This window comes from Yoonia sp. I 8.24 (assembly GCF_022096995.1).
Classification (GTDB): Bacteria; Pseudomonadota; Alphaproteobacteria; order Rhodobacterales; family Rhodobacteraceae; genus Yoonia.
This window is the reverse complement of record NZ_JACXGQ010000008.1, coordinates 61,195-87,383: the sequence shown is the minus strand read 5'-3', so window position 1 is coordinate 87,383 and position 26,189 is coordinate 61,195. Positions and strand designations below refer to the sequence as shown.

Below are 26,189 nucleotides of genomic sequence, written 5' to 3'. Positions count from 1 at the left end.
GAATTGTTATGAAAAAGATGCTGTTGCCACTTTTATTACTCCTGCTCGGAATCGGCGGGGGCGTCGGGGCCGGCCTCTTTCTGAAGCCGGAACCCGAACCTGAAATCGTGGCGGAAGATCTTGTCGACGGCAACCCCTGCGGTGAGACGGCCACCGATACGCACGACGACGCAGACCATGCGCCCGCCATCGATTTAGGTGAGGAACGCGAATACGCGAAACTCAACAACCAATTTGTTGTTCCCGTTGTCGAGGACGGCCTCGTGTCGGCCTTGGTGGTCATGGCGATCAGCCTTGAAGTAACACCCGATTCATCCACAGGGGTCCTGGCATCCGAACCCAAGCTGCGCGACGCGTTCTTGCAGGTCATGTTCAACCACGCCAACATCGGCGGGTTCTCGGGTAATTTCACAACAGGAACCAACATGCGGGCGTTGCGCACCGAACTGTTACGAAATGCGCAACGGATTTCAGGAAGCAATGTAACCGACGTGTTGATCACAGATATCGTGCGTCAAGATTCATCATAAAGGCGACGCAATTTGCGTGCCTCATGGGTCTTCGCACGCCGCGCGACAAGGGCCTTCGCGGCCTGGTCGCGCCCAAACGCCCGCGCAAGATCGACCCGGCAATGCTCCTTCAGCGCCATAACCTGAGCCAATTCGGTATTTATGGTTGTGCGCCGTTGGTCCACCCATTGTTGCCACCTTACGGTCGCATCTGCAGCAAACGCCGCATCGGCCATAGTCACAGGAACTTGCTTCGGCTTTTCGTCATGTATGGCAAGCTGCGCAAGATTTTCGCGCAGCCCGGTTTCACGCGCCACAATTGCTGCCATTTTCACGTGCGCCGCTTGCAGTGCGATATCCGTTAACTGCGCAAGTCCCTGCGTTTGCTTGACGTTCCCCATCAGAGGCGGACCTTTCTGCGCATAGCTTCGGCAAAGCGTATTGCCGCCGCAACAGCGCGGTAATGTTCAGGCGCGATGGCGTGCCCGATTTCCACACCAGCATGCAAAGCACGCGCAGTGGGTGGGTCGGAATGCACTGGCACGGCGTTCTCAAAGGCAAGCTCTCGGATCTTGGCCGCTGTTTCGTCAACACCTTTCGCCACGCAAATCGGAGCTGACTGCCCCGCGCGTTCCCACTTCAATGCAACCGCGTAATGCGTTGGGTTAACAATGACGACATCTGCAGCTGGCACATCCGCCAACATCTTGTTCATCGCAATCGCCTGCCCTTTCATCCGACGCTGCTGCTTCATCATCGGATCGCCTTCGGATTGCTTCATTTCGTCAATCATGTCTTTGCGGCTCATCTTGTTTTTCCGAATATGTTCAGCGCGTTGCCACAAATAATCGATGCCACCCAAGACCAGCGCGACACAAAGAACGATCGCCATCAAGAGCAAAAGAATATTGCCGAGCGACATAACAACCAGTCCCGGCGGAAGATACATGGCACCAACAATACGATCCATTTGAGATCGTAAAAAAATGGCCATAACCACACAATAAATCAGCAGTTTTGCAAAACTTTTGGCAAATTCAAACAGCCCTTGGCGCCCGAACTTGTTCTTTATCCCAGAGATCACGGAAATGCGGTTGAGCTTTGGGGTGATTTTTGACGGGGTCACAACGAATGCCCGCTGCGAGATGATTGACAAGATAGCAAACACAGCGGGCAGCACAAACCACGGTGCAGTATTCATACCAGCATTTTGGATTAAGCCACCCATCGTCGGCGAGGCAGGGCCATCAAACACGAGACGGCTTATCCCGTCAGCCTGCGCAAGCATTGTGCTTAAAGTGGTGCCCAATTTCTGCAGCAAATCGGGCCCGACAGTAAGCACCACAACAAGCACGCCCGCGTACCCGGCGGCAGTGTTTAGATCAGCCGACTTCGCGAATTCGCCTTTTTCACGCGCGTCGTCCAGCTTCTTTTGGCTGGGCTCAAATTGCTTTTCACCCGCATCGGTTTCGTCGCTCATGGGATCGGCCCAAACGGTGCCGACATAAACCCGACAAATGCCGCATGCCAAATACCAAGCAAAATAGGCGCTGTCAGCAGTAACAATATCATCCCGCCAGCGGTGATTGCGGGCGCGCCAACGAAAGACACCATAAGTTGCGGCATCGCACGGTTAATCACGCCTAAGACAACATTATACACAAGCGACGCGATCAAAAACGGCGCCGCGAGCGAGAACCCGAGTTCAAAAATACGGCGCACCTCGTGCAGGCCCACCTCAACAACCAGATTCCCGGAAAGCATCATGCCGACCGGCACCATCGTATATGATTGGATCATATAAGCTGCGACCTGAACGTGCAGCCCCAACATTACGGCCAGCGCCGTGCCCCCAACGACCAAAAGATGCCCGATTGCAGGTAACGGATCGACACCTGCGGAACCCCCAAAAAGTTGAGACAGCGAGGTAGACTGTGCCGCAATTGAACCTGCAATTTGCAGCGCCAATATAAAGAAGCGCAAAAACAAGCCTAGAAACAGTCCCGTTATTGCTTCCGGCACAGCAACGGCAAATGCGCGAAAAATTTCGCCGGGGAACGGCGCGATTGACGGCACAATGGCCGGTGCCACAATAAAGGTAAACGCCAGTGATAAGGCGAGCCGAACGCGAAGCGGGACCGCTTGGTCCCCGAACGCCGGCATCGCAGCCATCATCGCGCTGACCCTGACAAAAACGACAAAACCTGCCCATAGCGCAGATTGGGACAACGGCAAAAGCGGCATGATATCCGCAATCATATTGGAACCAAGCCAACAAGCGCCGGGCGCGCGTCGATGCCAATTTCTTCAAATGACAAGACGGGGTTCATGATTCCCTTCGCGGCCATAACTGTACGCAAGAAACGCCGACGCCGCATTGAGGTCACGACGGCAGCATAGGCGCCCGAATTCGCAGCCTGACCCAGTTTGTCCGCGATGCCGTCAGCAAGAATATTGAAGCTTTCAGGCGGCAACGCGACATCGCCGCCACCACGATCTGTCCGAATTTCATAGGTCGCAAATGTGTCTTCCCATTCCGGCGCAAGCTGAACGAGCGGGATCGTACCGTCGGGCCGTCGCATTTCGGCCACCAATTGAAAACCCAAGCGTTGGCGAACATGCTCCGTAATCCCTTCAGAAGTGGCGTGTAGTTGCCGCCCTTCGGCCGCAGCCTCGATGATCAGGGGTAGATTCCGGATAGAAACCCGCTCCTCTAACAACAGACGCAGCACCGAAAGAAGCAACTCAAATGGGATTTTGTCTGGGACCAGCTCATCAAGCATCTTACGGTTTGCTTCAGAACGCGCAGGATCACTGAGGTTAACCATTTCCTCAAGCCGTCGTCGCAGCGCCTTAAACGTAAGTAGCCGTGGAAAATTGCGTTTTACAATTTCGAGCAAATGCGTCGCCAAAACCTCTGCGGGCTGGACGGTTGTAAGCCCTGCCAGGGCCGCATCCTCTTGACTATCCAAAGAAATCCACTTTGCTGGCGCACCGTAAACGGGTTCATCGACAATATCGCCAGGCACATCTAAAGGATCGCCATCACTTATCAGCGCCAATATTTGATCTGGTCGGAGCATGTCACGGACTTGTTCAACACCCTGTACGTGCACGACGTAGCTGCCCGGCGGCAGTGACGCATTGTCAGTTAACCGAATTTCAGGGAGCAAAACACCAAACGACGTTGCAACATGGCTGCGCATATTCGCGATCCGCGCGTCAAGTCCAGTACCCGGATCCAAGACCATGTCGACCAAATCTGGCGCGAACTCTACATGGATATCGTCTAAATCCAGCACATCCCCCATCGATGTTTGGGCAGGTGTTTCGACGACAGCATTTGACGCATCTACATCATTCTGTGCAGCTTTCTTTGCTGCGGCAGCCATTGCGTACGCGCTGCCGGCAAGCGCCGCCGCCCCCAAAATAAATGGAATAAACGGTAAACCAGGCACAAGCGCAAAAAGCGCCATTAGCACACCGACTGTCGCCAATGCGGATGGGTGTCTTCCAAGCTGCGCAACCAAGGCCAAATCTGTCGGACCCGTTGCCCCACCACGCGCCAAAAGCAAAGCGGAGGCAATCGAAATAACAACAGCGGGAATTTGTGATACCAAACCATCCCCAACCGTCAAAATAGCATAGGTTTCAAAAGCTTGCGATATCGGCATATCGTTCACGACCACGCCGATGATCAATCCCATGATAAGATTAAGAGCCGTAATAAGAAGCCCCGCGATTGCGTCGCCTTTCACAAATTTCGACGCGCCATCCAATGAGCCAAAGAACGTCGTTTCGGCTTGTTCTTGTTCGCGCCGGGCTTTTGCTTCTTGGTGGTTGATGACCCCCGCTGACATATCGCTGTCAATCGCGAGCTGCTTGCCTGGCATCGCATCCAATGCAAACCGCGCGCCAACTTCGGCCATGCGCGTCGCGCCCTTATTGATTACCACAAAGTTGACGATGAGCAGCACGCAAAATACCACCAAGCCCAACAGCACATTGCCTCCCATCACAAACATCGCGAAGCCTTCGATCACATCGCCGGCCGCATTTGTACCGGTATGCCCTTCACCGATAATCAACTTTGTGGATGAAACATTTAGTGAAAGCCGTAACATTAAAGAGGCAAGCAGAACCGTTGGAAATGCCGAAAAATCTAGCGGTCGGTCAATGAAAAGCGTCACAGTAAACATCAGAATTGCAAGTGCAAATGATGCAGCAAGCCCAATATCCAGCAACCACGCCGGGACCGGGAGGATCATCATCACGATGACGGCCATGAGCGCGAGAGCAAGAAGGATCGTTGGTTGAAACAACGCACGAAATGAAAGCGGGTTCATGGTTTTTGACCCGTTGATAGAGGCGTAGCCGGCACTATTTGCAATTTTTCTTGCGTCCATCGCCGGGCGAAGCCACGAAAACGATAACTCCTGTCTACACGGCGCGAAAATTTCTGCGCGGTCAAGTCGTTTTGGTAAGGCATTCTGCCAATCATGCGGTCACGCTCTTTTGTTATACCGTGGCCAGAATACCGCGCCAAAGGTTGATAATTCGTAAGCGATGAACCAGTAGCTACGGATCGTTTGGTAGTGGAAAGCGATTTAAGATTGCATCAAGAGTTTCACGGGTTTCTTGTGATCGCGAAAGTAAGTCACGGCTGCTCGCAAGAGGAGTATCGGATCGGTTGTCATCCTCACGGGACAACATTGCCTCGGAAGCCGCTTGGAGTATTGGATCTGAGGACGTCGTAAGCTGCTGCCAATTCCCTTGCCCCCAACTTACGATTTCATCCGCGATCTCTTCGCCTTGGCCTGGCCCCTGACTGTCGTCTACAATAGTGGGGGTCGGCGGAATTTCGGCATCAACTGTAAGCGCATTCATCGCATCATCGTGCGGCACAAATGCGGTTGCGCGGGTTGGGAAACCCAAGGCATTCAGGCGCTCAGAAACGGTACGCCGCGCGGCAGATGAAAACCTTTCTGGTGGATGATCAAACGCGAATGTAAGAAATGCGGCATCATCCAAAGAACTAACAGCGCGCACTGCGAGTTCATCATTCAATTCTTGCGCGCGTTCTGGTCCCAAAACATCGCTTTCTTCCGTTATCAGTTCTGCCGCCTGAGCGATTTCGCCCCGCATAAAATATGCGCGCGCTTGTGCGTGGGCGATATCCCCGGAGACTGGCAAATGCGCGGTTTCAAATCGAAGCGCATCTGCGAGTACATAGTCCGATTTTGTGATTTCAGCATTGTTTTCGATAGCATCGTTCAAGAACTGAACCATGATCTCCGGGGTCACGCGCGGGTTTTCCCTCACCACAACTGCGAGCTCACTTTGCGCGCTGGCATCGTCGTCCATTGCGTGATCCAAAGACGCCTCTGCAAGGGTAGCATCAAGTGTTTTTGACACGTCATCGCGACTAACATCTAGTGCTTGCAAAGCGCCATCATAATCCCCCAGTTGGACAAATCGTTCGGAAAGCATTGGAGCAATATGGCGCTGCAAATGAACGGGCAGCGCCTTGAATCCGCTCAGCGCTGCGGCACGGTTAAGCTGTGCGTCCAGCGGCCCCTCATCGATTGCAAGCAGGGCCCAAAGTGCGACAGGTGACGCACAGCTAACCTGCTCCTCAAACAGCTCTTTCGCGACAGGATCGCCATCGATTATCTGTGCGATTTGGGATAAATATACGCGCTCCTGAGAATGAACCCCATCCAGCTCCAACGTACGCAGCGCCTCTTTGCCGAACCCAAAGAACACGTAGGTTTGAGCAAGTCGCAAAACGGCGGTTTCGTCCGCCTGACCAACGTCTGTAAAAACATTGCGACGTCCGAGCGCAATTTGCGCCGAAAAAGGTGATTCGCTCCCCCAGCTGGGCACGTCAAAAAATAACTCGGGCAAGCACTGTTTGCCCGTTTGGGTTGCTAGGGTTGGCGGGTCATCTGGAATCGCGGCGATATCGCGATTTGTTCGTGTCCCGATTCCGGGAACGGCGGCTTGGGCGGCGCGCAAGTCTTCGCGAACCGCCGCTTCAATGTCATCGGCATCCGTCCGCACTTGCAAATCTTGTTCCAACACCCCCTGCGACAAACCCTCGGCTAGACTTGCAACTATTGACGTCTCTAGCTCATTCAACTCATCTTCAAATGCAGTTTCACTTCTTTCTGGCGCTAGGGCTTCCTGCGGCAAAATTGCCTCTACGTCTTGCACTTGCGGCGGCACAATTTGCGGCACCCCGATCACAGGAAAGATTGCATGGTTTGGGAAAATGTAAGGTTGCCCGTTCGGCGGTGCCGCGATTTCAGGCGTATCCAACCGATGTTCAAATGGCGAACTTGGCAATGGCAGCCCGTCGGATACATCGATCACGAGAACATCTTCGCCCACAAGAAATGCCTCGGCCCGGCAATCGCAAGGCACAACAAACTGGAATTCTCCGGCGCGCGGTTGCGTAATTGCAGCGATGCGGTCCTTTGGTATGAGATCGTAAAACCCGCGCAAATCATAGTCTTGGTTCGGAGGCAATCGTAACAAATACCCGGCCTCTACCCGACCTAAAACCCAATCTGTTCCTGGTGGCATTCGAAAGACCATCCGCGTGAATTGAGGATGTTCGCCAGTTTGCACCCGAATTGGCGCAGCCGCTGCAACCAGCGGCAAAAGGACCAGAATCAACGTGCAAATGAGACGCTTCATGCCGCACTTTGCTTTGTCGCCTTCAAAGCATCCTCCATATCGGCGAAACTTGGACGGTAGGCACCTGGCATGTTCTGGCGTCCGACTTCGATACAAATATTTGGCGCATGCGCATATAGGTTCGCGACCAAAACTTCGCGGATAAGTTGATGAAAGTGCGCGTCTTCTTCGATTACGGCTTTTACCTTAACCGAAAATGGGCCGACCAAGCCGTAGGCCAGAAACACGCCCAAAAATGTACCAACAAGCGCACCACCTATGAGTTTTCCGAGCACTTCAGGGGGCTGATCAATTGATCCCATCGTCTTAATAACCCCGAGCACCGCGGCGACAATCCCCAACGCGGGCAGACCATCAGCAACAGTTTGCAGCGCATGTGTTGAATGCATTTTATGGTGCAGCGTTGCCTCGATTCTCTTTTCCAGAATTTCTTCGACTTGATGCGGATCATCGTAATTCATCGACGCGGATCGCAAGGTGTCGCAAATCAGTGCAATGGCTTCGCCGTCGTCTAAAATCTTGGGGTACTTGCCAAAAATTGTAGAAGAGTCAGGTGCTTCGATATGGCTTTCGAGGGAAACCGGGTTGGTGCGCGCGACGCGAATAAGCTCAAACAAGAGGCAAAGGACATCGCTGTAGTCTTGTGCGTTCCACTTCGGCCCCTTGAACACTTTTCCAATATCTTTGAGTGTGTGTTTGATTGCCGCACCATCATTACTAATCGTGAACGCACCGATTGCCGCGCCGCCAATCATGATCATCTCAAATGGCAACGTCTTAAGGATAATCGCCATTTTCCCGCCAGCCAAAAGATAGCCGCCGAACACTGTTACGAAAACGAAAACAACGCCAATCAAGCCAACCATGTGGGAAGCCCCCTTACTTTAATCTACCACCATCGGCATTCGAATCTGTTTTAGCGCAAAGGTGTTAAATAACTCTCAGCGTTATTCGGTTGGTACGTTTGCATTTCGCCCGGCAAGAACCACGCTGAACGAATAGGCAGTTTCAGGTTCCAGTTCCGTCATAATGAGAGCCGCCGCATCGGGGCGCATCATCCCCAAAAATCCAGCCGCAAACTGCGGCGACATTTCAGCAAATAGCGCCGCGGCCTCTTTCGGTTTCATGTTTTCATAGACGGACGTGAGACGTTCCAGATCGGTCTCGGCGGCACTATCAGCGAGCGCAATAGTCGCGCGCAGGTTTTCTTCTGCAACGACAAGAGCTTGCATTTTTTCTTCGATCTCAACCTCTGCGACATGCAGCGCCTGGATACGGTTCTGCAATTGCGTCTCGCGCTCATCAAGCCTTGCTTCGCGCGCTTGAAGTGCCGCCAATAGTGATCCGGTTTCTGCATGATCTTGTGGTGTTTCCGCCACATGATCGCGCTGTTCTTCGTCACTATTTGCCAATGCGGGCCCTGCATAAATGCTCATGCGGGCAACGGCAGATGCAATCAACATGCCCGATATGATGTGGAGCGCACCACGTCCACCGCGCTGTTTTTTCGCGCGCTTCATTGATTGCCCTCAGGTCCAGCCGGCCGGCGGACAAAGAACGGGCTTTCCGCTTGCTTCGGCGCTGCTGGTTCCGGCAAATCGTGCAGGGACGCAACAAGCAACTCCAACCGTTGCCCCGCCGCTTCCGCACGAGTGCTCACACTATCAAGCGTGTCCACAGAGGATTTGGCAGTCCTTTGTGCCTGCGTGAGGGTCTTCGTCAGGTCATCAACCTGCACAGATAGAACCGCAACAGCCCCACCAACACCTTTTTCAAGGTCGGTAAAGCGGCGCAAACGGCGCGACAAAATATAACAGTAAAACCCTGCCGCCAAAGCCCCAGAAATCAGTAAAACATCCGCAATCATCGTCATCTCGGTCCCCTTAGCTTAATACAAATTCCATGATCAAAAGGTCGTGCACGCGGCCTTCACCGGCCACGATTTGGACGCGGCGCAGCATTTGCCCACGCAACCGCGTCAAAGCTGCGGGATCTTCAAGGTCCGCAAGATCAACGGCCCGCAGGTAGCCGTTCAGAACATCAACGATCCGGGGCGTAATCGCGGCAACCTCATCAGCATACTCCGGTGCGACTTCAAGTTGGGCAGAGAAGCGAAGATGGTCGCGCCCGCCGGATCGTGGCAATGAGATTACTAAAGGATCGAGCGCGACAAAAGTTGCGACCTCTGGCGTCGGGGTGTGCGAATCATCTTGTGCCTCTGCTTCTTCGACATATTCGCCCCCTCCGAGCATGCCGGATTGTACGGCAAAGAAACCGCCGCCGGCCCCCAGTAATGCAAGCACAATTCCAATAAGGAGCGGCTTCTTGGACCCCTTCGCCGGGGTGTTTTCTGGGGTGTCTGATTCTTCTGACATCACGCCGTCCTTTTTGTTCTTCGATGAAATATGCATAAACTGAGAAGCCCTAACCGATTGTTAAGGCTCGTGGTTCAAACAGAGTTCATCGGCAGAATGCCAATGTTATGGAGAACCAGATTGCAAAGCCTCAGCACCGTATGGACTACGCTTGACGCGCGCCGCAGATTTTTTGTCCTGATCGCAACAATCGCGGTGTTCGTCGCCGTTTTGACATTGGCCAAAGGTGCGGGCACCAAGGATATGTCATTGTTATTTGGGGGAATTGAAGGGCGCGCCGCGGGTGATGTCATCACGGCACTTGATCAACGTGGGGTCGCTTATGAGGTGCGCGGAAGCGCAATTTACGTGCCCACAACCATGCGCGATACTCTCCGCATGGGGCTTGCCGGCGAAGGGCTTCCGGCGAGCGGCAGCCAAGGGTACGAGCTCCTCGATTCGCTATCGGGGTTCAGCACAACCTCGCAGATGTTCGATGCGGCCTACTGGCGCGCAAAAGAAGGTGAGCTGGCACGAACAATTCTTGCAAGCACGCATATACGCGCGGCGCGCGTTCATATTTCGACGCCCGCAGCCAGGTCGTTTCAACGTGACCAAACCCCAACTGCGGCGGTCACTGTAACGACGGCGGGCGGTACGCTATCGGGGCCGCATATTAAGGCCCTACAGTATCTTGTTGGTGCTGCGGTGCCCGGTCTGTCACCCGATTCTGTTGCGATTATCGACGATAATGGCGGGCTTATGTCTGACCCGGACGGCACAGCGATCTTGCCCGGTGGTGATGAACGCGCCGACGGTTTGCGCCAAAGGGCGGAACGCCTGCTTGCCGCCCGTGTGGGGGTTGGGAATGCCGTAGTTGAAGTCACAATGGATACGGTGACCGAGACTGAAACAATTTCGGAACGCCGCGTCGACCCCGAAAGCCGCATCGCAATTAGCACTGATGTGACTGAAAGCACGGGCGTGTCCAACGACAGTCGCGGTGGCGATGTGACTGTCGCCTCGAACCTGCCCGACGGCGACGCCGCAGGCACTGGCGGCGCTTCAAGCAATGAAAACAGTGAAAGCCGCGTGTTAACCAACTACGAAGTTTCACAGACGGATCGCCAATTGCTGCGCGCACCTGGTGCAATCAAACGGCTAACCGTGGCCGTGCTGGTTAATGATGTCACGACGATCGCCCCAGACGGCACACAAACAACAAACCCGCGCAGCGCCGAAGAATTGAGTGCGCTGCAAGAACTTGTCGCCTCGGCTATTGGGATAGACCCTGCGCGGGGCGACGTGATTACGCTTAAATCGATGCCGTTTGAGCCGATTGCAACTCTCGGCACCGAAGTCGGAACGCCGATTTCGGGAATGGCGCTAGACACAATGCAGCTCATTCAAATTGCGGTGCTCGCCATCGTTACCCTGATCCTAGGGCTGTTTGTTGTGCGACCGATCCTCGCCCCGGTTGCGCTGCTCCCGGCGCCAACCGATGGCGACGTGGACGAAGCTCTTCCCGAACTTGCGCCGCCGATGGCAATGGCGCTTAGCGACGACAACATGGGTGATTTTATGGGCGGCGACCTTGGCATGATGGATGGAGCTGACGACGACCCTGTTTCGCGACTACGCCAAATGATTTCGGACCGTGAATCTGAGACAATCCAGGTCCTTCAGGACTGGATTGAGGATCCTGCGCCGAAAGCGAATGCATAATGCCACAACAACTTGCACTCGAATCTTTTGAGCAACACAGCGATGACGCCGCGGCCCCCTCGGCGGAATTTGAAGCCGGATATGAAGAGGGTTACGCGGCGGCCATTGCGACCGCAAAGGGAAATCAAAACGCGTTGGGCGACGCATTTGTGCAAGCTATTTCTGACGTCGAATTTAGCCATGCTGAAGCGCGTGCGCACATCCTTAAATCTTTGACACCGCTGTTTACCACCGTGATCGAGAAGCTACTTCCTCAGCTGAGCTACGACAGTTTTGGGTTGTTAATTGTTCAAGCCATTTATGAGGCCGCACAGCATGACACCGCAAAACTACCCGTTCTGCAGATACACCCAAACCAACGCCAGGCCGTAGAAACCGTCGCGCACGAACACGGGCTGGAAATTACCATAACCGAAGATCCCACATTGGCATCCCACGCAGCATGGATTGGGCAAGCGCGGGGCGAAACATATCTCAACGTTGACAGCTTGCTGACTGAAACGAGTGCAACGCTCAGTGCCATTTTCGAGGCAAACAAAAGGATGAACAGTCATGAATGATACAACAAGTGATTTGCAGATGCCAAACGATGGAAACCCCCTGCGTCGCATTCCGATTGAAATTTCAGTTTCTGTCGGTAAGGCGCGCCCGCTTGTGCGCGACCTTCTGTCGTTAGGTGAAAACGCCATTCTGGCGCTCGACAAGCGGATCGAAGACCCCGTTGAACTCTACATAGGTGATCGGCTGATCGCGCGCGGGGAACTGCAAGAGCTGGAAGGTGGAGAGCCAGGACAACTAGCGGTGCGGTTGACCGAGGTGGCGTCGGATGCTGATGAACTTGCCTAAAATGTCACGTAAAATATTTCATAGCGCGATCGCACTATTCGTTTTCGCGGCACCCGCATTGGCCCAAGACGTGGCAATTTCCTTCGGCGATGAAGGGTCGCTTGCCGGCCGCTCGGTCCAGCTCATCATATTAATGACGGTGCTCAGCTTGGTGCCGGGGATCGCAATCATGGTGACGTGTTTTCCATTTATCGTCACCGTTTTTGCAATTCTGAGGCAGGCAATCGGGTTACAACAATCACCACCCAACATGCTGATCGTCAGTCTTGGGCTGTTTTTAACCTATTTTGTCATGGAACCTGTGTTCATCGACGCTTGGGAAAGCGGAATTGAGCCGCTGATGAACGGGTCAATGGCACTTGAAGAAGCGTTTTTGCAAGCCATGCAGCCGCTGCGTGAGTTTATGACCGGTCGCATCGATCCAAATACATTTGTCTCAATGGCTGAACTGCGTCCAGACGTCGGAAGCCAAACCGCCGTGACTGAGGCCCCGCTTTCAGTATTAATACCGTCCTTCTTACTCAGCGAAATGGCGCGCGCGTTTCAAGTTGGTTTCCTGATATTTATGCCGTTTTTGATCATCGACCTGGTGGTCGCAGCGGTTTTGATGTCAATGGGGATGATGATGGTGCCGCCCGCAATTGTTTCTTTGCCATTCAAGCTTGCTTTCTTTGTCGTTGCAGATGGTTGGGGCTTAATCGCCGCTAGCTTGGTCCAAAGCTACGCCTGAAGAAACAAATCCACCCTCGCCACCACACTTCGCTTAATGCACAGCTTCCAACTATCTCACGATAAATTCAGCATGTAGCGCACCGCTTGCTTTGATACTTTTCAAAATATCTATCATATCGCGCGGCGCGACACCCAACGCGTTCAGCCCAGCAACAACTTCGCTCAGCGATGTGCCCTCACTGACCTCCGCAAGCCCTATCCCCGGCTCATCAACAATCGCTGCGTTGGTACGAGGCACCACAACCGTATCGCCAGGTGAAAACGGATTTGGTTGCGATACAATTGGGGCTTCTTGAATGCGCAGCGTAAGATTGCCCTGACTAACCGCCACACGGCTAATCCGTACATCTTCGCCCATGACAATTGTTCCAGAGCGCTGATCAACGACGACCCGCGCGCGGCGTTCGGGTTCAACCAATATGTTTTCGATGCGACCCAACGCATGAGCGGGCGATGCCATCCGTGTTGCTGTGATATTTAGTTCGACAGTTCCTGCGTCAAGCATGACTGCAACACCTGAATCAAAGTTTTGATTGATCGCTTGTTCAATGCGACCAGCCGTCGTGAAATCTGGTGTTCTTAGGGCCAATCGCAGCGTGTTCATGCCCGCGAAATCAAACGCAACTTCGCGTTCGACCGTCGCCCCAGAGGGGATCACCCCAGCCGTTGGCACGCCTTGCACCACGCTCGCGCCATCGCCAGTTGCCGAAGCCCCGCCAGCAATAATCGTCCCCTGAGCGACAGCATAGATATCGCCATCGGCTGCATTTAACGGGGTCATAATGAGCGTTCCACCCAAAAGGCTATTGGCATCACCGATTGCCGATACCGTCACATCAATGGGGCTTCCAGCCCGCGCGAATGGCGGCAGGCTTGCAGTCACAATAACTGCGGCGACGTTTTTGGGGCGGAATTGTTCGCCAGTTACATTCACGCCCAAGCGTTCGAGAACGTTACTTAAGATTTCTTCTGTGAATGGCGCGTTTCGCAACCCGTCGCCAGTTCCGTTGAGCCCAACCACCAGCCCGTAGCCCACCAAATCATTTGACCGGACACCGTCAAACTCAACCAAATCTTTGATTCGAATTGGCGCCGCATCAGCGACGAACGGGAACAAGGTCACGATTAAACATACAAATTTCTTAAAAATTTTCATTATATATAACTCAGGAGAGAAAGCTGAGATAGCCGGGCTGTCACAGCGTAATGGGTTTCAAGCTGGAGCTGCATCGCTTGTAAGCGCGACGCTGTATCAAATGGATCCGCAGAGATGTGATCATTTTTCGCGATTTCCAAGGCCGTCGTTTGCGCCGCCGTTTCGGTTTGCGTGCGGACAACATTCTCTTCGACAAATCCGACGCGCGCTTGCACCCCAACTAGCCCGCTTGTTGCCGCGAAAAGCCCAATGCCTGCCTCTTGCAACAATGCGGACCGTGTCCCAACATCAAGCCCTGACATTTCATGTGTGACGGCAGCAAGTGCCGCCGACTTAAGGGAGGCTTTGATCGCTGGATCATCTGCGCGCGCGTCGATCGCAAGCGTGGTGTTTTCAGATAAGCGTTTTTGGACGGCTGGCCCAGTGTCTCCCTGATATCCCATCGTTGTAAAGCCACCGGCAGGATCATCAAACCACGTATCGACGGCCGCCGAAATCGCGGCTTGGGTGGTGGCACCGCCAATCGCCAGTTGAATGTTCGCGATCATATCGTCTGCACTAGCAAGTGGTGCGGTATCCACCTCCGCGCCACCAAACAACGCGCGATCTGCCACGCGCGTATTCAATAGGCTGACCATCGTATCAAAAGTTGGCCGAGCCGCACGCGCGGCTTCGGTCACCTGCGTATCACTGCTACTATTGCTTACCAATAACAGCTGATTGCTCGTCGCATCCCCCTCTGCTTGGAATTGACCAAGCATCGTCTGCATACTTGCCAGTGACTGGGCTGTCTCGCGCGCGGTCGCTGCATAGCTATTTAATTGTGTCAGACTGTGGTTGATACCCGAATATTGCGCAGTTTCGCCACCCAAATGCTGCACGACATCAGTCACTTGCCCAGTGGAGAGGCTCTCAGCCAGCATGGATAGTTCAGATTTGATCGCGGACCCGTTTCGCGTTGTGATAAAGTGTTGGGCCATATCACCCACATATGTCACTGGCATCGCCTAAATCTCCATCAATCGTTGCATCATAAAGTCAGCGGTTTCAATCACCTTGGCGTTTGCGGCATAAGCCTGTTCAACAAGCATGAGCGTTTGCAGTTCGATATCCGTATCGACACCATTCGCGAGCTCTGCTTCGTGCAAAGCGTCCCATCGTGCGGCGGTAAAGCTCTGCTTTTCTTGCGCTTCCAAACGCGCTGCCCCCACAGCAGAAGTGAAATCTGCGATGCGACCAAACGCGGTTTTTGTCGCTGAACCAGATAGATCCGCGCGCGATACCTGCAACGCATCAATCCAACTATTGATCTGCGTCGCATTGCCAGTTGGGCCCGCCGTTACGGCATTCAGCCCATCTCGCAACAGGTTAACATCGCCGCCATCATTTGGATCAATGGCAGCATTCAATTCGATACGCCCTGCCAATCCAGGAATGTCCAAAGTATCCAGCGCGCCCCCCTCATCCGTGAGCAGCCCCACATTCCCCGGCGCTAATGTGGGGTCCGTCGCGGGGTCTTGAAATCGCGCGATCAAATCTGCCGCAATTTCATCCAAAGAGGATTGGACACCAACCAACGTCGTGTCGCGCAATTCAAACGCCGCGCCGAGAGACCCGCCGCCAAGGCGGCCGCTGCCGGTAACGGGATCAAGCGCGACGCCATCAAGGGTAATTCCACCAAGTGAACCAGCGGCGAATGTCATATCGCCGGTAATCGTCGGCGTTGGTTCAAACCCGAATTCCACGGCCTGCCCATCTAGAAGCGTGGTTCCGTTGGTGGTCATCAAGGCCACTGTCCCATTGTCCCGTTCGATTTGTCGCACCGGTACAATATCCGCAATTTTGTCGACAATCTGTTGCCTTGCGTCAAAAAGCGAAGCTGTATCGGCACCAATGCTTTTGACACGCAAAATATCCGTGTTGAGCTCACCAACTTGAACGAGCGCTGCGTTTAGGTCTTCGATATCCTGTGCAATTGCTGCGTCGGCGTCTTGCCGCGCCGACTGCACCGCTTTCGTATTGCTACGCAACGTCTGCGCCACTTCGTCAAGGCGCAGCGCCACATCGGCAAGCCGCGTTTGCGATGCCGGATCACTCGATGCGCTGATCAGCGCGGATTCGAACGCAGCCAGTCGCGCGCCCAGCGATCCAGCGTCGTCTGGTCCCCCCAACATCTGTTCAAGCCGTGACAAGGTGTCAACGGCCTGTTGATCGGCAGCCAATGCAGAATCGGCCAACCGTCGATCCGCGAGCAGCCCTGCGTCAACAAAACGATTGATACCTTCAAGCTGTACGCCACCCAATTGTTGCGCCGACAGTTCCACAGAACGCCGCGCGTAACCATCCGTCATGACGTTTGCGAGGTTGGTTGAGACAACCTCGGCCATACGCGACGTTGCGGTCAGGCCAGTGATTGCGTTATTGAGTGCACTGGAAATACTCATGGTTCGTTGCCTCGCGGTTTACCGTTTGATGTTGGTCGTCTCTTGCAGCATTTCGTCGACGGTCTGGATTACCTTGGCGTTCGATGAATAGGCGCGCTGTGTCTGGATCAGATTGGTAAGTTCGCTCGCAACATCCGTGGCAGATTCTTCGAGCGAATAGCTCACGATATCGCCTGTAGGCCCGTCACCGGCATCCCATAGAAAGAACGTCCCGCTGTCGGTGGTTACACCGTAGCTTTGCTGATCAAGGGCTTCTAAGCCGTTGACATTTGGCACATCGACCAACGGAATCTGATATAAGATACGGTTGATCCCGATGTCAAAGCTCGCCCGGACATAGCCGTTTTCATCGATTTCGACTGATGTCATGCTCCCTACCGGGGTGCCGTTTTTAGAAATCGACACCGGCGCAAAAGCATCTGAAAGTTGCGTCAAGCCAGTGGAGCTACCGAGTTCACCGATATTAATATCCATTGGTCCACCATCAACCGCAATCGTGAGCGCCCCGGTTGCTGCATCATACGCACCACCGGGGCCGATATTTACAACACTGGCAAGTGTACCCCCGCCAGCCCGGCTATCATCAAACGTCAAAGTATATTCACCAACGACGTCGGCGATACCATCCAGATCGACGTCTGTTTCACTATCCCTGATTTCCATCGTCCATTCATTCGACGAACCTGTCGCGGGCACTGTTGGTGTGAATGTGATGCTCAAACTTGACGAGGCACCAAGGTTATCAAAATACTCGATTGTCAGCGTTTCCGTGTCGCCTGCAGCGTCTTCACGTGTCGAGGTAGCCGGAAGGTTTACAGATAGGTCTACAAGCGTTGTCGCCTCGCCCGCGAATTGGTTTGCGTTGATTTGCACGGGTTCCAAACCATCAATCGAGTCGCGTGGATAGTTCGGAATAGTGCCATCAACAGCTGCGGGAACCCCCAAAAGAACTAAACCACCCGAGGTGACAAGATAACCGTCAGAGTCAGTGCGGAATGACCCCGTTTGCGTAAGCAGCAAGGGGTTTTCACCGTTATCAACGGCGACAGATGTCGCTGTTGTTACAGGCAACATACCGCGCCCGCGCACGGCCAAATCTGTAGCGTTCGTCGTTGACACAAGCCCCCCACGTTCATCAACGAGCCGCGATGTGCTGGTCAGCACCCCGCCAGCGGAATATGTCCCCTGCCCGCTTTCGATGACCATCGACTGGAATTCAGTCACCACCCGTTTGTACCCGTAGGTCGAAGAGTTCGAAATATTGTCCGAAATTGTCGCGAGCCGCGAAGCATTCGCCCGCAACCCGGCGACACTGGCGTTCAAGGAAGATGAGATGGTCATGGCGGAGCCTTTCTGGGTCGGGAATCTAACGTTCCTTCCTGCTTAAGCGCCCAGACTTAACGTCGCCCTAACGCATAAAATACAATCCATTTTCAAATATCCGATCGCAGCAAAATGATTTCGATCCGATTGTTGCGCAGCGCGGTTGCATCCGCGACCGCTGGCGCGCGGTCACCCGCCCCTGTCAATCGCGCGATACGCCGCGGATCAAGCCCCCCAGCCTCTAGCATGAGCCGCATTTGGGAGGCCCGCCCGCTTGACAGTTCCCAAATCGGATTATCCACGGCAAGGACCGTTGTCGCACGCAGATGCCCTTTGATGACGACAGGGTTTTGCACCACATCGAACAACCGCGCCAAAATTACCGCGATTTCAGCCGTTATCGGATGCGGAGTAGTAGTGCCCGGCAGAAAAATTTCTGCCTCTGGCAGGTCAAATATTTCGATGATCAGCCCTTCATCTGTGAGCCGGGTCACAATATGTCGCAGCGCTTGATCCGACACCATGCTTTCTCCGCCCGCCCCCATGAGTACCGCTTCAATATCGCGCAGCGCCGCGACCTGTGCCGCCACGGCGGCTGCTTCACCTGCGGTTGCCTCTTCGACGCGGACGGGGTTTTGACCAATGGTCGGCTGGCTGATGCCCGTCCCGCTTTGGGCGAGCGAATCTTCGGTAAAGATGTCTGCGCCGCCAAATGCACCAGAACCACCCCCGGAAATCCGGTTAATCGGAATCGTCGGGGAAAAATAATCAGCAATCCCTTTGCGTTGCTGTTCGGTCGTCGCATTCAACAGCCACATAAGCATAAAGAAGGCCATCATTGCAGTTACAAAATCGGCATAGGCTACTTTCCATGCCCCGCCATGGTGGCCACCACCACCAACAACCTTTTTACGTTTAATAATCACCGGAGCATTTGAATTTGCACCCATTTCGCCACCTCATAGTTCACCCAAAAGCATCGATAACGGCAGGGGTATGAAGGCAGGTTTAACGATTGGTTTTATGACAAATTGTGCAGGTTTAGTGATCAACGACCTCTTGTTCGCACAGAACACCGCCTTTGGGTGCAAACGGCGCACCAAGATGGGCATCTATCTCGGCACGTATGGCATCTAACCCATCGCGCGCGGCCAAAAGCGCGCGTGTCAGCGCAACAAAGGGGACACCAAATTCGCCACGTTCATCGCAGGCGCGCAAATCCTCTTCAAGCGTATGAAGATCGCGCCGCGCCGTATAGAGCCGCCCCCAGATACGACCGAGTTCGTCGTCGCGTGGCAATATCCGGTCGGCCAAGCGATCAAGCAGCGCTTTTTGCCTTGCGGTCGCAGCATGGTGCTGATCATGCACCCCGATTTCTAGCCGCAATTGCAGCACCACGATCCGGTCAATCAGATCGGCGGCCGCCAAAGGGACAAGTATATTGTTCATGCCAAACCTTCTCATTCGCCCCGACGCTACGGTGAAAACCTTTCCGGAATGTGTTCAAAAACCCGCTTAATGGCCAAAGCCCACCGGTGAAACCAACCTTGGATGCGAATAAAAGTCAAAAGAGGCACCGTACGGTGCCCCAATTAAACCGCTTGATCGCGCGCGTGGTCTGTGTCTGAACACACGGCGCGGTCCAAAACGCGCTGTAGTGCTGCGCCGCGCGCAAAGTCAGGGCTCACCTGCGTTTGGGATCGGATTGCATCAATAAAACGGGTGTAATTGGACGCAACTGCGCGCAATGGGACATCTGTCCAAGCTGCAGTGAGCATGTCGCCACCGATGCAAGACCGCAATGTGCTAATCTCATTTTCGAACTGCACCTCAAGCCCGCCATCGGTCCCAAACAAGCGCAACCGCAGGTCGTTGATATGACCGCTGGCAAACCGGCTGGCGTGGATCACGCCGATTGCGCCGTTTTCAAGCGCGACTTGCATTGTCATACTGTCGTTGGCATCAAGCGAGTACGCACCAATCTGATTGCTTGCAGTCTTTTCAAATGTCTGCAGCCTACAGGACACGCGCGCTGTATCTGACCCTGCGGCAAATGTCGCGAAATCCAAAATATGTACACCAACATCACCCAAGACGCCCATCGACCCGTGCTGCATGGACAGCCGCCAGAGCCATTGGTCCTCGACCCGCCAGTCGCCCCAAGCAGGCTGGGTCAGCCAGCTTTGTAGATAAGAAGCCTCAAAGTGGCGCACAGCCCCGATCTTCCCCTCTGCGACCATTTCTGCCGCCTGCATCAGCGCGGGTACATTGCGGTAGGTGAGATTGACCATATTCACCACGCCGGCAGCCTGTGCTGCGCGCGCCATTTCTTCAGCATCACCGGCGTTTACCGCTAGCGGTTTTTCGCAAAGCACATGTTTTCCTGCGGCAAGCAACGGAATAGTCGTGCGGTGGTGAATCGCATCGGGCGTGACGTTCGAAACCGCATCAAATTCGCCCCACGCAAGCGCGTCTTGGATATCATCGAAGGCATGGGTAATCCCATGTTTAGCATTAAATGCGTGCAGGTTTTGCGCATTCGGATCAACACCCGCGACGACCGCGACCCCATCCATCGCGGCATAGCTTTCGGCGTGTTCGTTCGCCATGCCACCAGTGCCAATGATCAACACACGGATCACTTGAAACCCTCTTCGCCGTCTTGATGCAACCGCGGTCCGCGTTCGGTGATCGGTTCCAGCGCTTGATCAACAGGCACATTGGGGGCGTCATTCACTTGGGCAATGCGCGGGGCCGGGTTATGTGCCCAGCGCACCGCATTTTGCAAAACGCGCTGCACATTTGCGTCGTGATAGGTGGGATAGGTTTCATGCCCCGGACGGAAATAGAAAACATTCCCCGCACCACGCTTATAGGTCAGCCCCGAACGGAACACCTCGCCACCTTGGAACCAACTGATAAACACGGTTTCAAGCGGTTCAGGCACGCCAAAAGGTTCGCCGTACATTTCTTCGTGCTCAAGCTCAAAATGATCGGGTAGTCCTGCTGCAATCGGATGATTGCGTGACGTCACCCAAAGCCGTTCACGTTCGCCCGCCTCACGCCATGTCAGGTTGCAGGGCGTGCCCATCAGGTGTTTGAAAATCTTGGCGAAATGCGCGGAATGCAGCAAAATAAGGCCCATGCCCGCATTCACATGGTCGGCGACGCGTTCAACAACCTCGTCTGACACGTCACCGTGTGCGGCGTGGCCCCACCAAAGTAACACATCCGTTTGGGCAAGCCTTTCTTCGGGCAGCCCATGTTCAGGGTCTTGTAGCGTCGCGGTTTCAGCCTGAACTCCACCGCCGGTTAGCGCGGCGGCAATCGCACTGTGCATTCCATCGGGATAGATATCTGACACTACTTTATTGGTTTTTTCATGGACGTTCTCGCCCCATACTACCACACGAATTGTCATCGGCTTCTCCTTCTCCCAAAGCGCTTTGGGAGACGTTGCGCCAGAGATACGCAGAACGCAAGATACGCATGGGCGGATGGGGTGCAATTTCACCAGTCCGCCGTTATAGCTGCACACACACATTGGGGCTGTGATTATGTCAAAACAAATGATTCCAGCGTGGGTAGATGGCGGTCTTACTCCCGTTGAAAAATTAGAGGTCCACCAAAAGGGCCTGAAACATAAGGCCGTCAGCGTCTTTTTGATGCAAGGTGAGCATGTGCTTATCCAGCAGCGCGCACTAGAGAAATACCATACACCGGGGATGTGGGCGAACACCTGCTGCACCCATCCGCTGTGGAATGAGACCGATGGGGATTGCGCACAGCGGCGCCTGCAAGAAGAACTAGGCATCACCGGTATCCCCCTGACCTACCGCGACACGATTGAATACCGCGCCGAGGTTGGCGATGGGTTGATTGAGCATGAGGTTGTCGCGATTTTCACGGGTCAGGCGCCCGATAGTCTGACGTTTACCCCCAACCCGGAGGAGGTCATGGCGACGCAGTGGATCCGTTTTAATGATCTTGCAGCCGATATGGCCCGCGCACCCGAAAACTACACTCCGTGGCTGCACATCTATCTTCGTGACCACGTTACGACGATTTTGGGCGGCGACCGCTAAGGGGCTTTTCGTCCAGTCCAATCCGGTGTTTATGGGCTGTATCAGAAGGAATGCATCATGTCGCTTTGGGTTTTCGGATACGGATCACTGCTCTGGAACCCCGGTTTTGTCCCGGCACAAACGGTCAAAGCCTGCTTACACGACTATCACCGCAGCTTTTGCATGCTTTCAATCCACCATCGCGGGTCAGAAGAAGAACCAGGTCTTGTACTTGCGCTTGATGCGGCCCCCGGCGCGCGCTGTACCGGCGTAGCATTTCAGGTCGCCCCGAACGAAGAGAACAGAGTCCTTGCTGAGTTACGGGAACGCGAGTTGATCTCTTCGGCCTATTTCGAAGCACATGTCGATTTGAAAACCGACGCTGATGAAACGATCCGCGCCCTGGCCTATGTCATCGACCCAGAACACGAACAATATTGCCAATTCGCGCTTGAAAAACAGGCGAAAATGATTGCGACAGCGGTTGGTGGGCGCGGGCCAAATACTGAATACCTATACAATACCGCCGCCCATTTAGACCAAATGAATATCCGCGACGCCGAAATGACTTGGCTTGTCGACCGGGTGCGTGCCTTGACGGCAACATGAATTGGTCGCCATTATAATTTATATGCGCCGTATTTCGCCGTTAGTGGTATGAGGCGATAGGGTAATTCAGGAATAAGGACTCCCATCTTGTCTGACAAACGGGAAGCCAAAGCGCAGCCGCAATTTTCGCAGCCAATTCGGCAAATCATTTTCATGCTCGTCGTTCTTGGGCTGGTAGGGGCAGGGTTTTACCTTGGGCTTAGTCAGTTGATGGCGATCTACAATTCCAACCCCTATTTGAACGCTGTGATCCTGACGGTGTTTGCGCTTGGGGTTTTGTCCTGCGTCAATCAAGTTTTCCAACTGATGAAATCAGTCGGCTGGATCGAACATTTTGCCAAGGAAACGGGCGGACACAACTTTACAAAAGCGCCGTCATTGCTTGCGCCTTTGGCGACATTGTTGCGGTCACGTGGCGCGCGCACGCAAGTATCATCCAGCTCAGGACGCTCTATCCTTGATTCCGTCGCGCAGCGGATCGACGAAGACCGCGAAATCACCCGCTATATCGGGAATGTCCTGATCTTTCTTGGTCTTTTGGGGACATTCTATGGTCTTGCAACAACCGTTCCGGCCTTGGTCGACACCATTCGCTCGCTTAATCCCGGCGAAGGCGAAAGCGGTGCGGATATTTTCGCGCGCTTGCAGTCAGGGCTTGAAGCACAGCTTGGCGGCATGGGCACGGCCTTTTCCAGCTCTTTGTTGGGGCTTGCTGGGTCGCTGATTGTCGGGTTGCTTGAACTCTTTGCTGGCCACGGCCAAAATCGGTTCTACCGCGAACTCGAAGAATGGCTGTCGACCATCACGCGCGTCGGTATCGATGGCGAAGAAGGCGGTGGCGCCGGTATTGGCGGGCTTGACGCATTCGCGGATCAGCTCAGCGAATTGATGGACACGATGCAGATGACCATCGGCCAGAACGACGCGGATCGCGAACAAACCGATCAACGCTTTGCCAAACTTGCAGCCGCAGTCGAACAGCTTGCGCATATCACAACAGCAAGCAGCAATAACAACGTCTTTGAACGGATCGCAGACGGGCAAGAAAAGCTGATCAAAAAGCTTGATGATAGCGGCATGGAAGGCATCGACGCCGAAAGCCGGATGCGCCTGCGGTCAATCGACGTGCAAATGTTACGCATCCTCGAAGAAATGTCCGCTGGACGCCAAGAAGCGATCGGCGATCTACGTATGGATCTGGCCAATCTGGCCAGTGCGATCCGGGAACGGGGCTAACCCATGGCGCTGAGCCGCAGAAAATCCAACCGTTTCCAAAACGCCATCTGGCCGGGCTTTGTTGACGCGATGACTGGGCTCTTGCTGGTGTTGATGTTTGTGCTGACCATTTTCATGGTGATCCAATTTGTGCTGCGCCAAACGATTACCGGCCAAGAAAGCGAACTTGAAGCGCTCAACATTGAGGTCGCGGCGCTGGCCAGCACCCTTGGGCTCGCGCAAGATCGCAACACTGCATTGTCAGCCGATCTTGATGCTGCCAACGCAGAATCCACCCGACAAGCCAATCGGATCGTATCGCTTTTGGCCGACCGGGACGCACAGGACGCGGCATTAGCGCAAGCGCAAACCGACATCACAGCGTTCGAAGCGCAAGTTGCAGGGTTGCTATCCGACCGGGCGGCCGCGCTTGCAAGTATTACCGCGCTAGAAGACGAAAAATCGCAACTGTTGTCCGATCAAGACGCGCTGAACCTCGCGTTGGCCCAAGCCCGCGAAGAAATCGACAGCGGTGCCGAAGCAGCGCGCCTTGCTGCCGCGCGCCGCGAAGCACTTGAATCAATGGTTGCCGATCTAGAATCCGTGGCGTCAGAACAGGCAGCAGAATTATCAGAACTAGAAATCGCACAGCTAGCGGATGCCGCCGCCGCCGAGGCCCTGCGCGAACGGCTCGCCAACGCCGACACCGAATTAACGGCGATGACACTGAACCTTGAGCAACAACGCCGCGAAGCCGAGGAAACGCTGACCTTACTGGCCGCCGCCCGCGCCGCGCAATCTGAATTGGACGCGCTACGCAATCAAGCGGCAGGGGAAAACGATGCGCTGCAACGCGAACTGGCCGAAGCCCGCGCCGCATTGGCACAGGTACAAGGCGATCAAGATGTGCGAACCTCCGAAGCCGCACGCCAAGCCGAGCTTATTGCGATCGCAAACGACGCCCTTGCAGCTGAAGAAGCGCTTTCCGCAGAAAGCCAGCGCCAAGTCGCATTGATGAACGAACAGATCGCAGAAATGCGCACACAGGTCGCAAGCTTGCAAAGCCTTCTTAACCTCGCGGAAGAATCCGACCGCGAGGCGCAGGTCCAGATCGAAACACTTGGATCACAGCTCAACACCGCGTTGGCGCGTGTCGTCTCCGAAGAACGCCAGCGCCGGGCCCTCGAAGAGGCCGAACGTGTTCGGCTTGAAGCCGAAGCAGCGCGCCTTGCCGAAGAGGCCGAGCGATTGCAGGCCGAAGCCCAGAACCTCGAACAGTTTAAATCCGATTTCTTTGGCGAACTGCGCCAAATCCTTGAAGGCCAAGACCGCGTGCGGATCGAAGGCGACCGGTTTGTGTTTTCTTCGGAGGTTCTTTTTGAGCCCGGCAGCGCGCGCCTATCTGCGCTGGGCGAGGCTGAAATCGCAAATATTGCAGGTATCTTACGTGGCATCGCTGACGATATCCCATCTGGCATTGATTGGGTCATCCGCGTTGACGGGCATACCGACAACATCCCCGTGAGCGGCGGCGGTCGCTACCGTGACAATTGGGAACTCAGCCAAGCACGCGCACTTTCTGTGGTGCGCTTTATGTCAGAGGATTTGGATATCGACCCACGCCGTTTGGCGGCAAATGGGTTTGGTGAGTTCCAGCCCATCAACCCCGAAGACACGCCCGAAGCACGCGCGCAGAACCGGCGGATTGAGCTCAAGCTAACTGAACGTTAAAACGACATAAGCACTTGCGCAGCAAGGGTATTTGATGCTTGGATTGCACAGTCCATTTGTGCAGGGCAAGCATCATGACAGACCTATCAACCGATACCCTATCTTCCGTTCAACGACTGCATAGTAGTCCCGACTGGCTATATCTGCTGCGCGAGATTGACGCGCTTTACCGGTTTGGCTCCGACGGCGGTAGTGGCCCTATTCGCAGCCACCGCAAACGTGTCCGCGATCGGCTTTCAGCGGCCATGACGCAGAACCCTGAATTACGTCACCGCTCTGCGTTAACAAAGCCAGTGACAGCCCATTTCCCACGCGCATTGGATTTAGGAGAACGCAGCACGATGCAGGGGATTGCCCGCGCGTTGCGTGAAGTCAAAGACGCGCTGACGTGGGAATACGGCTATGAAAAAGTCACAAAATCCCTGAGCCAAAAATACGCATACTGCGAAATCCTTGGGCCCCAGGGCCCTGTGCAATGCGATACGCTTATTTTGGGGTTCGTCTTATTCGCGCCCAACACGACTTATCCACAGCACAGCCATCAAGACATCGAAGAAAGCTATGTGTCGGTGGCTGGCGCGTGGTCAGAAAACAATAGTGCGGTCTATGCGCCGGGGTCGCTCATTTACAATCGCGCGGGCGACGAGCACCGCATTACCACAGGCGACCGCGATCCATGTCTTTTGGCCTATGCTTGGGTTGGTCCAGCGGAACGGCTTGCGTCGCCGCAAATGAAGCTTACAGCCCCGCGCAAGGCAAAGTAGGTGCCAAAGAAAATG

The 26,189-nt window shown here is 54.5% G+C and carries 27 protein-coding genes; 10 read left to right on the top strand and 17 right to left on the bottom strand.

Annotated elements, in window-relative coordinates; all coding sequences use genetic code 11:
- Positions 1–8 precede the first annotated feature (8 nt).
- A complete protein-coding gene (locus tag Yoon_RS15290) occupies positions 9–530 on the top strand; it encodes a flagellar basal body-associated FliL family protein (protein WP_238113365.1) in 522 nt (173 codons plus the stop codon).
- Here the strand turns inward: Yoon_RS15290 and Yoon_RS15285 are convergent.
- From Yoon_RS15285 to fliL, 9 genes are all read right to left on the bottom strand, one after another.
- On the bottom strand, positions 515–910 hold the full coding sequence (locus tag Yoon_RS15285) for a hypothetical protein (RefSeq protein WP_238113363.1): 396 nt from the start codon (positions 908–910) through the stop codon (positions 515–517). The two genes, Yoon_RS15290 and Yoon_RS15285, sit on opposite strands and share 16 nt — an antisense overlap.
- Entirely contained in the window at positions 910–1,989 is a 1,080-nt protein-coding gene (gene flhB / locus Yoon_RS15280) for a flagellar type III secretion system protein FlhB (protein ID WP_238113360.1), read from the bottom strand. The genes Yoon_RS15285 and flhB overlap by 1 nt, the downstream gene beginning before the upstream one ends.
- Positions 1,986–2,768 (bottom strand): flagellar biosynthetic protein FliR, encoded by a 783-nt coding sequence (locus tag Yoon_RS15275; protein ID WP_238113358.1) that lies wholly within the window; start codon positions 2,766–2,768, stop codon positions 1,986–1,988. The genes flhB and Yoon_RS15275 overlap by 4 nt, the downstream gene beginning before the upstream one ends.
- A complete protein-coding gene (flhA, locus tag Yoon_RS15270; protein ID WP_238113356.1) occupies positions 2,765–4,855 on the bottom strand; it encodes a flagellar biosynthesis protein FlhA in 2,091 nt (696 codons plus the stop codon). Before flhA ends, Yoon_RS15275 begins: the two co-directional genes overlap by 4 nt.
- 232 nt (positions 4,856–5,087) lie before the next feature.
- Positions 5,088–7,211, bottom strand: a complete 2,124-nt coding sequence (locus Yoon_RS15265) for a hypothetical protein (protein WP_238113354.1) — start codon at positions 7,209–7,211, stop codon at positions 5,088–5,090.
- Positions 7,208–8,077 (bottom strand): flagellar motor stator protein MotA, encoded by an 870-nt coding sequence (gene motA, locus Yoon_RS15260; protein WP_238113352.1) that lies wholly within the window; start codon positions 8,075–8,077, stop codon positions 7,208–7,210. Before motA ends, Yoon_RS15265 begins: the two co-directional genes overlap by 4 nt.
- 81 nt (positions 8,078–8,158) lie before the next feature.
- Complete coding sequence (locus Yoon_RS15255; protein WP_238113350.1) at positions 8,159–8,731, bottom strand: MotE family protein; 573 nt, start codon at positions 8,729–8,731, stop codon at positions 8,159–8,161.
- Positions 8,728–9,084: a hypothetical protein gene (locus Yoon_RS15250; RefSeq protein ID WP_238113348.1), complete on the bottom strand. Its 357-nt coding sequence runs from the start codon at positions 9,082–9,084 to the stop codon at positions 8,728–8,730. The genes Yoon_RS15255 and Yoon_RS15250 overlap by 4 nt, the downstream gene beginning before the upstream one ends.
- A 10-nt stretch (positions 9,085–9,094) precedes the next feature.
- Positions 9,095–9,586, bottom strand: a complete 492-nt coding sequence (gene fliL / locus Yoon_RS15245; RefSeq protein ID WP_238113346.1) for a flagellar basal body-associated protein FliL — start codon at positions 9,584–9,586, stop codon at positions 9,095–9,097.
- A 120-nt stretch (positions 9,587–9,706) separates the two neighbouring features.
- Here fliL and fliF point away from each other — a divergent pair, with 120 nt between their 5' ends.
- The 4 genes from fliF to fliP are packed head-to-tail and all read left to right on the top strand — an operon-like array spanning position 9,707 to position 12,866.
- Complete coding sequence (fliF, locus tag Yoon_RS15240; protein ID WP_238113344.1) at positions 9,707–11,290, top strand: flagellar basal-body MS-ring/collar protein FliF; 1,584 nt, start codon at positions 9,707–9,709, stop codon at positions 11,288–11,290.
- Positions 11,290–11,850: a hypothetical protein gene (locus Yoon_RS15235; RefSeq protein WP_238113343.1), complete on the top strand. Its 561-nt coding sequence runs from the start codon at positions 11,290–11,292 to the stop codon at positions 11,848–11,850. Before fliF ends, Yoon_RS15235 begins: the two co-directional genes overlap by 1 nt.
- Positions 11,843–12,136, top strand: a complete 294-nt coding sequence (locus Yoon_RS15230; protein WP_238113341.1) for a FliM/FliN family flagellar motor switch protein — start codon at positions 11,843–11,845, stop codon at positions 12,134–12,136. The genes Yoon_RS15235 and Yoon_RS15230 overlap by 8 nt, the downstream gene beginning before the upstream one ends.
- 1 nt (position 12,137) lies before the next feature.
- The gene (gene fliP / locus Yoon_RS15225; RefSeq protein ID WP_238113462.1) at positions 12,138–12,866 is read left to right on the top strand and encodes a flagellar type III secretion system pore protein FliP; all 729 of its coding nucleotides are present in this window, start codon (positions 12,138–12,140) and stop codon (positions 12,864–12,866) included.
- A gap of 51 nt (positions 12,867–12,917) precedes the next feature.
- Here the strand turns inward: fliP and Yoon_RS15220 are convergent, their stop codons facing one another.
- From Yoon_RS15220 to Yoon_RS15185, 8 genes are all read right to left on the bottom strand, one after another.
- Positions 12,918–14,024: a flagellar basal body P-ring protein FlgI gene (locus tag Yoon_RS15220; RefSeq protein WP_238113339.1), complete on the bottom strand. Its 1,107-nt coding sequence runs from the start codon at positions 14,022–14,024 to the stop codon at positions 12,918–12,920.
- Positions 14,024–15,028, bottom strand: coding sequence for a flagellin (locus Yoon_RS15215; protein ID WP_238113337.1), 1,005 nt, complete (start codon positions 15,026–15,028; stop codon positions 14,024–14,026). The genes Yoon_RS15220 and Yoon_RS15215 overlap by 1 nt, the downstream gene beginning before the upstream one ends.
- A 3-nt stretch (positions 15,029–15,031) precedes the next feature.
- The gene (gene flgK, locus Yoon_RS15210; RefSeq protein ID WP_238113335.1) at positions 15,032–16,468 is read right to left on the bottom strand and encodes a flagellar hook-associated protein FlgK; all 1,437 of its coding nucleotides are present in this window, start codon (positions 16,466–16,468) and stop codon (positions 15,032–15,034) included.
- Positions 16,469–16,486: 18 nt separating this feature from the next.
- Positions 16,487–17,809: a flagellar hook protein FlgE gene (locus Yoon_RS15205; RefSeq protein ID WP_238113332.1), complete on the bottom strand. Its 1,323-nt coding sequence runs from the start codon at positions 17,807–17,809 to the stop codon at positions 16,487–16,489.
- Positions 17,810–17,901: 92 nt separating this feature from the next.
- Positions 17,902–18,741, bottom strand: a complete 840-nt coding sequence (locus tag Yoon_RS15200; protein ID WP_238113330.1) for a flagellar motor protein MotB — start codon at positions 18,739–18,741, stop codon at positions 17,902–17,904.
- Between the two features lie 91 nt (positions 18,742–18,832).
- A complete protein-coding gene (locus Yoon_RS15195) occupies positions 18,833–19,240 on the bottom strand; it encodes a gluconate 2-dehydrogenase subunit 3 family protein (RefSeq protein WP_238113329.1) in 408 nt (135 codons plus the stop codon).
- A 143-nt stretch (positions 19,241–19,383) separates the two neighbouring features.
- Positions 19,384–20,433: a Gfo/Idh/MocA family protein gene (locus tag Yoon_RS15190; RefSeq protein WP_238113327.1), complete on the bottom strand. Its 1,050-nt coding sequence runs from the start codon at positions 20,431–20,433 to the stop codon at positions 19,384–19,386.
- A complete protein-coding gene (locus Yoon_RS15185) occupies positions 20,430–21,212 on the bottom strand; it encodes a ThuA domain-containing protein (protein WP_238113326.1) in 783 nt (260 codons plus the stop codon). Before Yoon_RS15185 ends, Yoon_RS15190 begins: the two co-directional genes overlap by 4 nt.
- Before the next feature lie 136 nt (positions 21,213–21,348).
- Here Yoon_RS15185 and idi point away from each other — a divergent pair, with 136 nt between their 5' ends.
- From idi to Yoon_RS15160, 5 genes are all read left to right on the top strand, one after another.
- Positions 21,349–21,876 carry an isopentenyl-diphosphate Delta-isomerase gene (gene idi, locus Yoon_RS15180; protein WP_238113324.1) on the top strand — a complete coding sequence of 176 codons (528 nt, stop codon included), beginning with the start codon at positions 21,349–21,351 and terminating at the stop codon, positions 21,874–21,876.
- 57 nt (positions 21,877–21,933) lie between these two features.
- The gene (locus Yoon_RS15175; protein WP_238113322.1) at positions 21,934–22,464 is read left to right on the top strand and encodes a gamma-glutamylcyclotransferase; all 531 of its coding nucleotides are present in this window, start codon (positions 21,934–21,936) and stop codon (positions 22,462–22,464) included.
- Between the two features lie 153 nt (positions 22,465–22,617).
- Positions 22,618–23,700, top strand: a complete 1,083-nt coding sequence (locus Yoon_RS15170) for a biopolymer transporter ExbB (RefSeq protein ID WP_238113460.1) — start codon at positions 22,618–22,620, stop codon at positions 23,698–23,700.
- Between the two features lie 3 nt (positions 23,701–23,703).
- Positions 23,704–25,410 (top strand): peptidoglycan -binding protein, encoded by a 1,707-nt coding sequence (locus Yoon_RS15165; protein ID WP_238113320.1) that lies wholly within the window; start codon positions 23,704–23,706, stop codon positions 25,408–25,410.
- Between the two features lie 74 nt (positions 25,411–25,484).
- Positions 25,485–26,174 carry a dimethylsulfonioproprionate lyase family protein gene (locus Yoon_RS15160; protein WP_238113319.1) on the top strand — a complete coding sequence of 230 codons (690 nt, stop codon included), beginning with the start codon at positions 25,485–25,487 and terminating at the stop codon, positions 26,172–26,174.
- Positions 26,175–26,189 lie beyond the last annotated feature (15 nt).

Coding starts and splice junctions, on each gene's coding strand:
- motA (WP_238113352.1), bottom strand. CDS start 8,077: ATGGTTGGCTTGATTGGCGTTGTTTTCGTTTTCGTAACAGTGTTCGGC.
- flgK (WP_238113335.1), bottom strand. CDS start 16,468: ATGAGTATTTCCAGTGCACTCAATAACGCAATCACTGGCCTGACCGCA.
- Yoon_RS15230 (WP_238113341.1), top strand. CDS start 11,843: ATGAATGATACAACAAGTGATTTGCAGATGCCAAACGATGGAAACCCC.
- fliL (WP_238113346.1), bottom strand. CDS start 9,586: ATGTCAGAAGAATCAGACACCCCAGAAAACACCCCGGCGAAGGGGTCC.
- Yoon_RS15250 (WP_238113348.1), bottom strand. CDS start 9,084: ATGACGATGATTGCGGATGTTTTACTGATTTCTGGGGCTTTGGCGGCA.
- Yoon_RS15290 (WP_238113365.1), top strand. CDS start 9: ATGAAAAAGATGCTGTTGCCACTTTTATTACTCCTGCTCGGAATCGGC.
- Yoon_RS15170 (WP_238113460.1), top strand. CDS start 22,618: ATGCTCGTCGTTCTTGGGCTGGTAGGGGCAGGGTTTTACCTTGGGCTT.
- idi (WP_238113324.1), top strand. CDS start 21,349: ATGTCAAAACAAATGATTCCAGCGTGGGTAGATGGCGGTCTTACTCCC.
- Yoon_RS15235 (WP_238113343.1), top strand. CDS start 11,290: ATGCCACAACAACTTGCACTCGAATCTTTTGAGCAACACAGCGATGAC.
- Yoon_RS15265 (WP_238113354.1), bottom strand. CDS start 7,211: ATGAAGCGTCTCATTTGCACGTTGATTCTGGTCCTTTTGCCGCTGGTT.
- Yoon_RS15255 (WP_238113350.1), bottom strand. CDS start 8,731: ATGAAGCGCGCGAAAAAACAGCGCGGTGGACGTGGTGCGCTCCACATC.
- Yoon_RS15185 (WP_238113326.1), bottom strand. CDS start 21,212: ATGACAATTCGTGTGGTAGTATGGGGCGAGAACGTCCATGAAAAAACC.
- Yoon_RS15200 (WP_238113330.1), bottom strand. CDS start 18,741: ATGGGTGCAAATTCAAATGCTCCGGTGATTATTAAACGTAAAAAGGTT.
- Yoon_RS15275 (WP_238113358.1), bottom strand. CDS start 2,768: ATGATTGCGGATATCATGCCGCTTTTGCCGTTGTCCCAATCTGCGCTA.
- Yoon_RS15195 (WP_238113329.1), bottom strand. CDS start 19,240: ATGAACAATATACTTGTCCCTTTGGCGGCCGCCGATCTGATTGACCGG.
- flhB (WP_238113360.1), bottom strand. CDS start 1,989: ATGAGCGACGAAACCGATGCGGGTGAAAAGCAATTTGAGCCCAGCCAA.
- Yoon_RS15285 (WP_238113363.1), bottom strand. CDS start 910: ATGGGGAACGTCAAGCAAACGCAGGGACTTGCGCAGTTAACGGATATC.
- Yoon_RS15220 (WP_238113339.1), bottom strand. CDS start 14,024: ATGAAAATTTTTAAGAAATTTGTATGTTTAATCGTGACCTTGTTCCCG.
- Yoon_RS15175 (WP_238113322.1), top strand. CDS start 21,934: ATGTCGCTTTGGGTTTTCGGATACGGATCACTGCTCTGGAACCCCGGT.
- fliP (WP_238113462.1), top strand. CDS start 12,138: ATGTCACGTAAAATATTTCATAGCGCGATCGCACTATTCGTTTTCGCG.
- Yoon_RS15215 (WP_238113337.1), bottom strand. CDS start 15,028: ATGCCAGTGACATATGTGGGTGATATGGCCCAACACTTTATCACAACG.
- Yoon_RS15205 (WP_238113332.1), bottom strand. CDS start 17,809: ATGACCATCTCATCTTCCTTGAACGCCAGTGTCGCCGGGTTGCGGGCG.
- Yoon_RS15160 (WP_238113319.1), top strand. CDS start 25,485: ATGACAGACCTATCAACCGATACCCTATCTTCCGTTCAACGACTGCAT.
- Yoon_RS15165 (WP_238113320.1), top strand. CDS start 23,704: ATGGCGCTGAGCCGCAGAAAATCCAACCGTTTCCAAAACGCCATCTGG.
- flhA (WP_238113356.1), bottom strand. CDS start 4,855: ATGAACCCGCTTTCATTTCGTGCGTTGTTTCAACCAACGATCCTTCTT.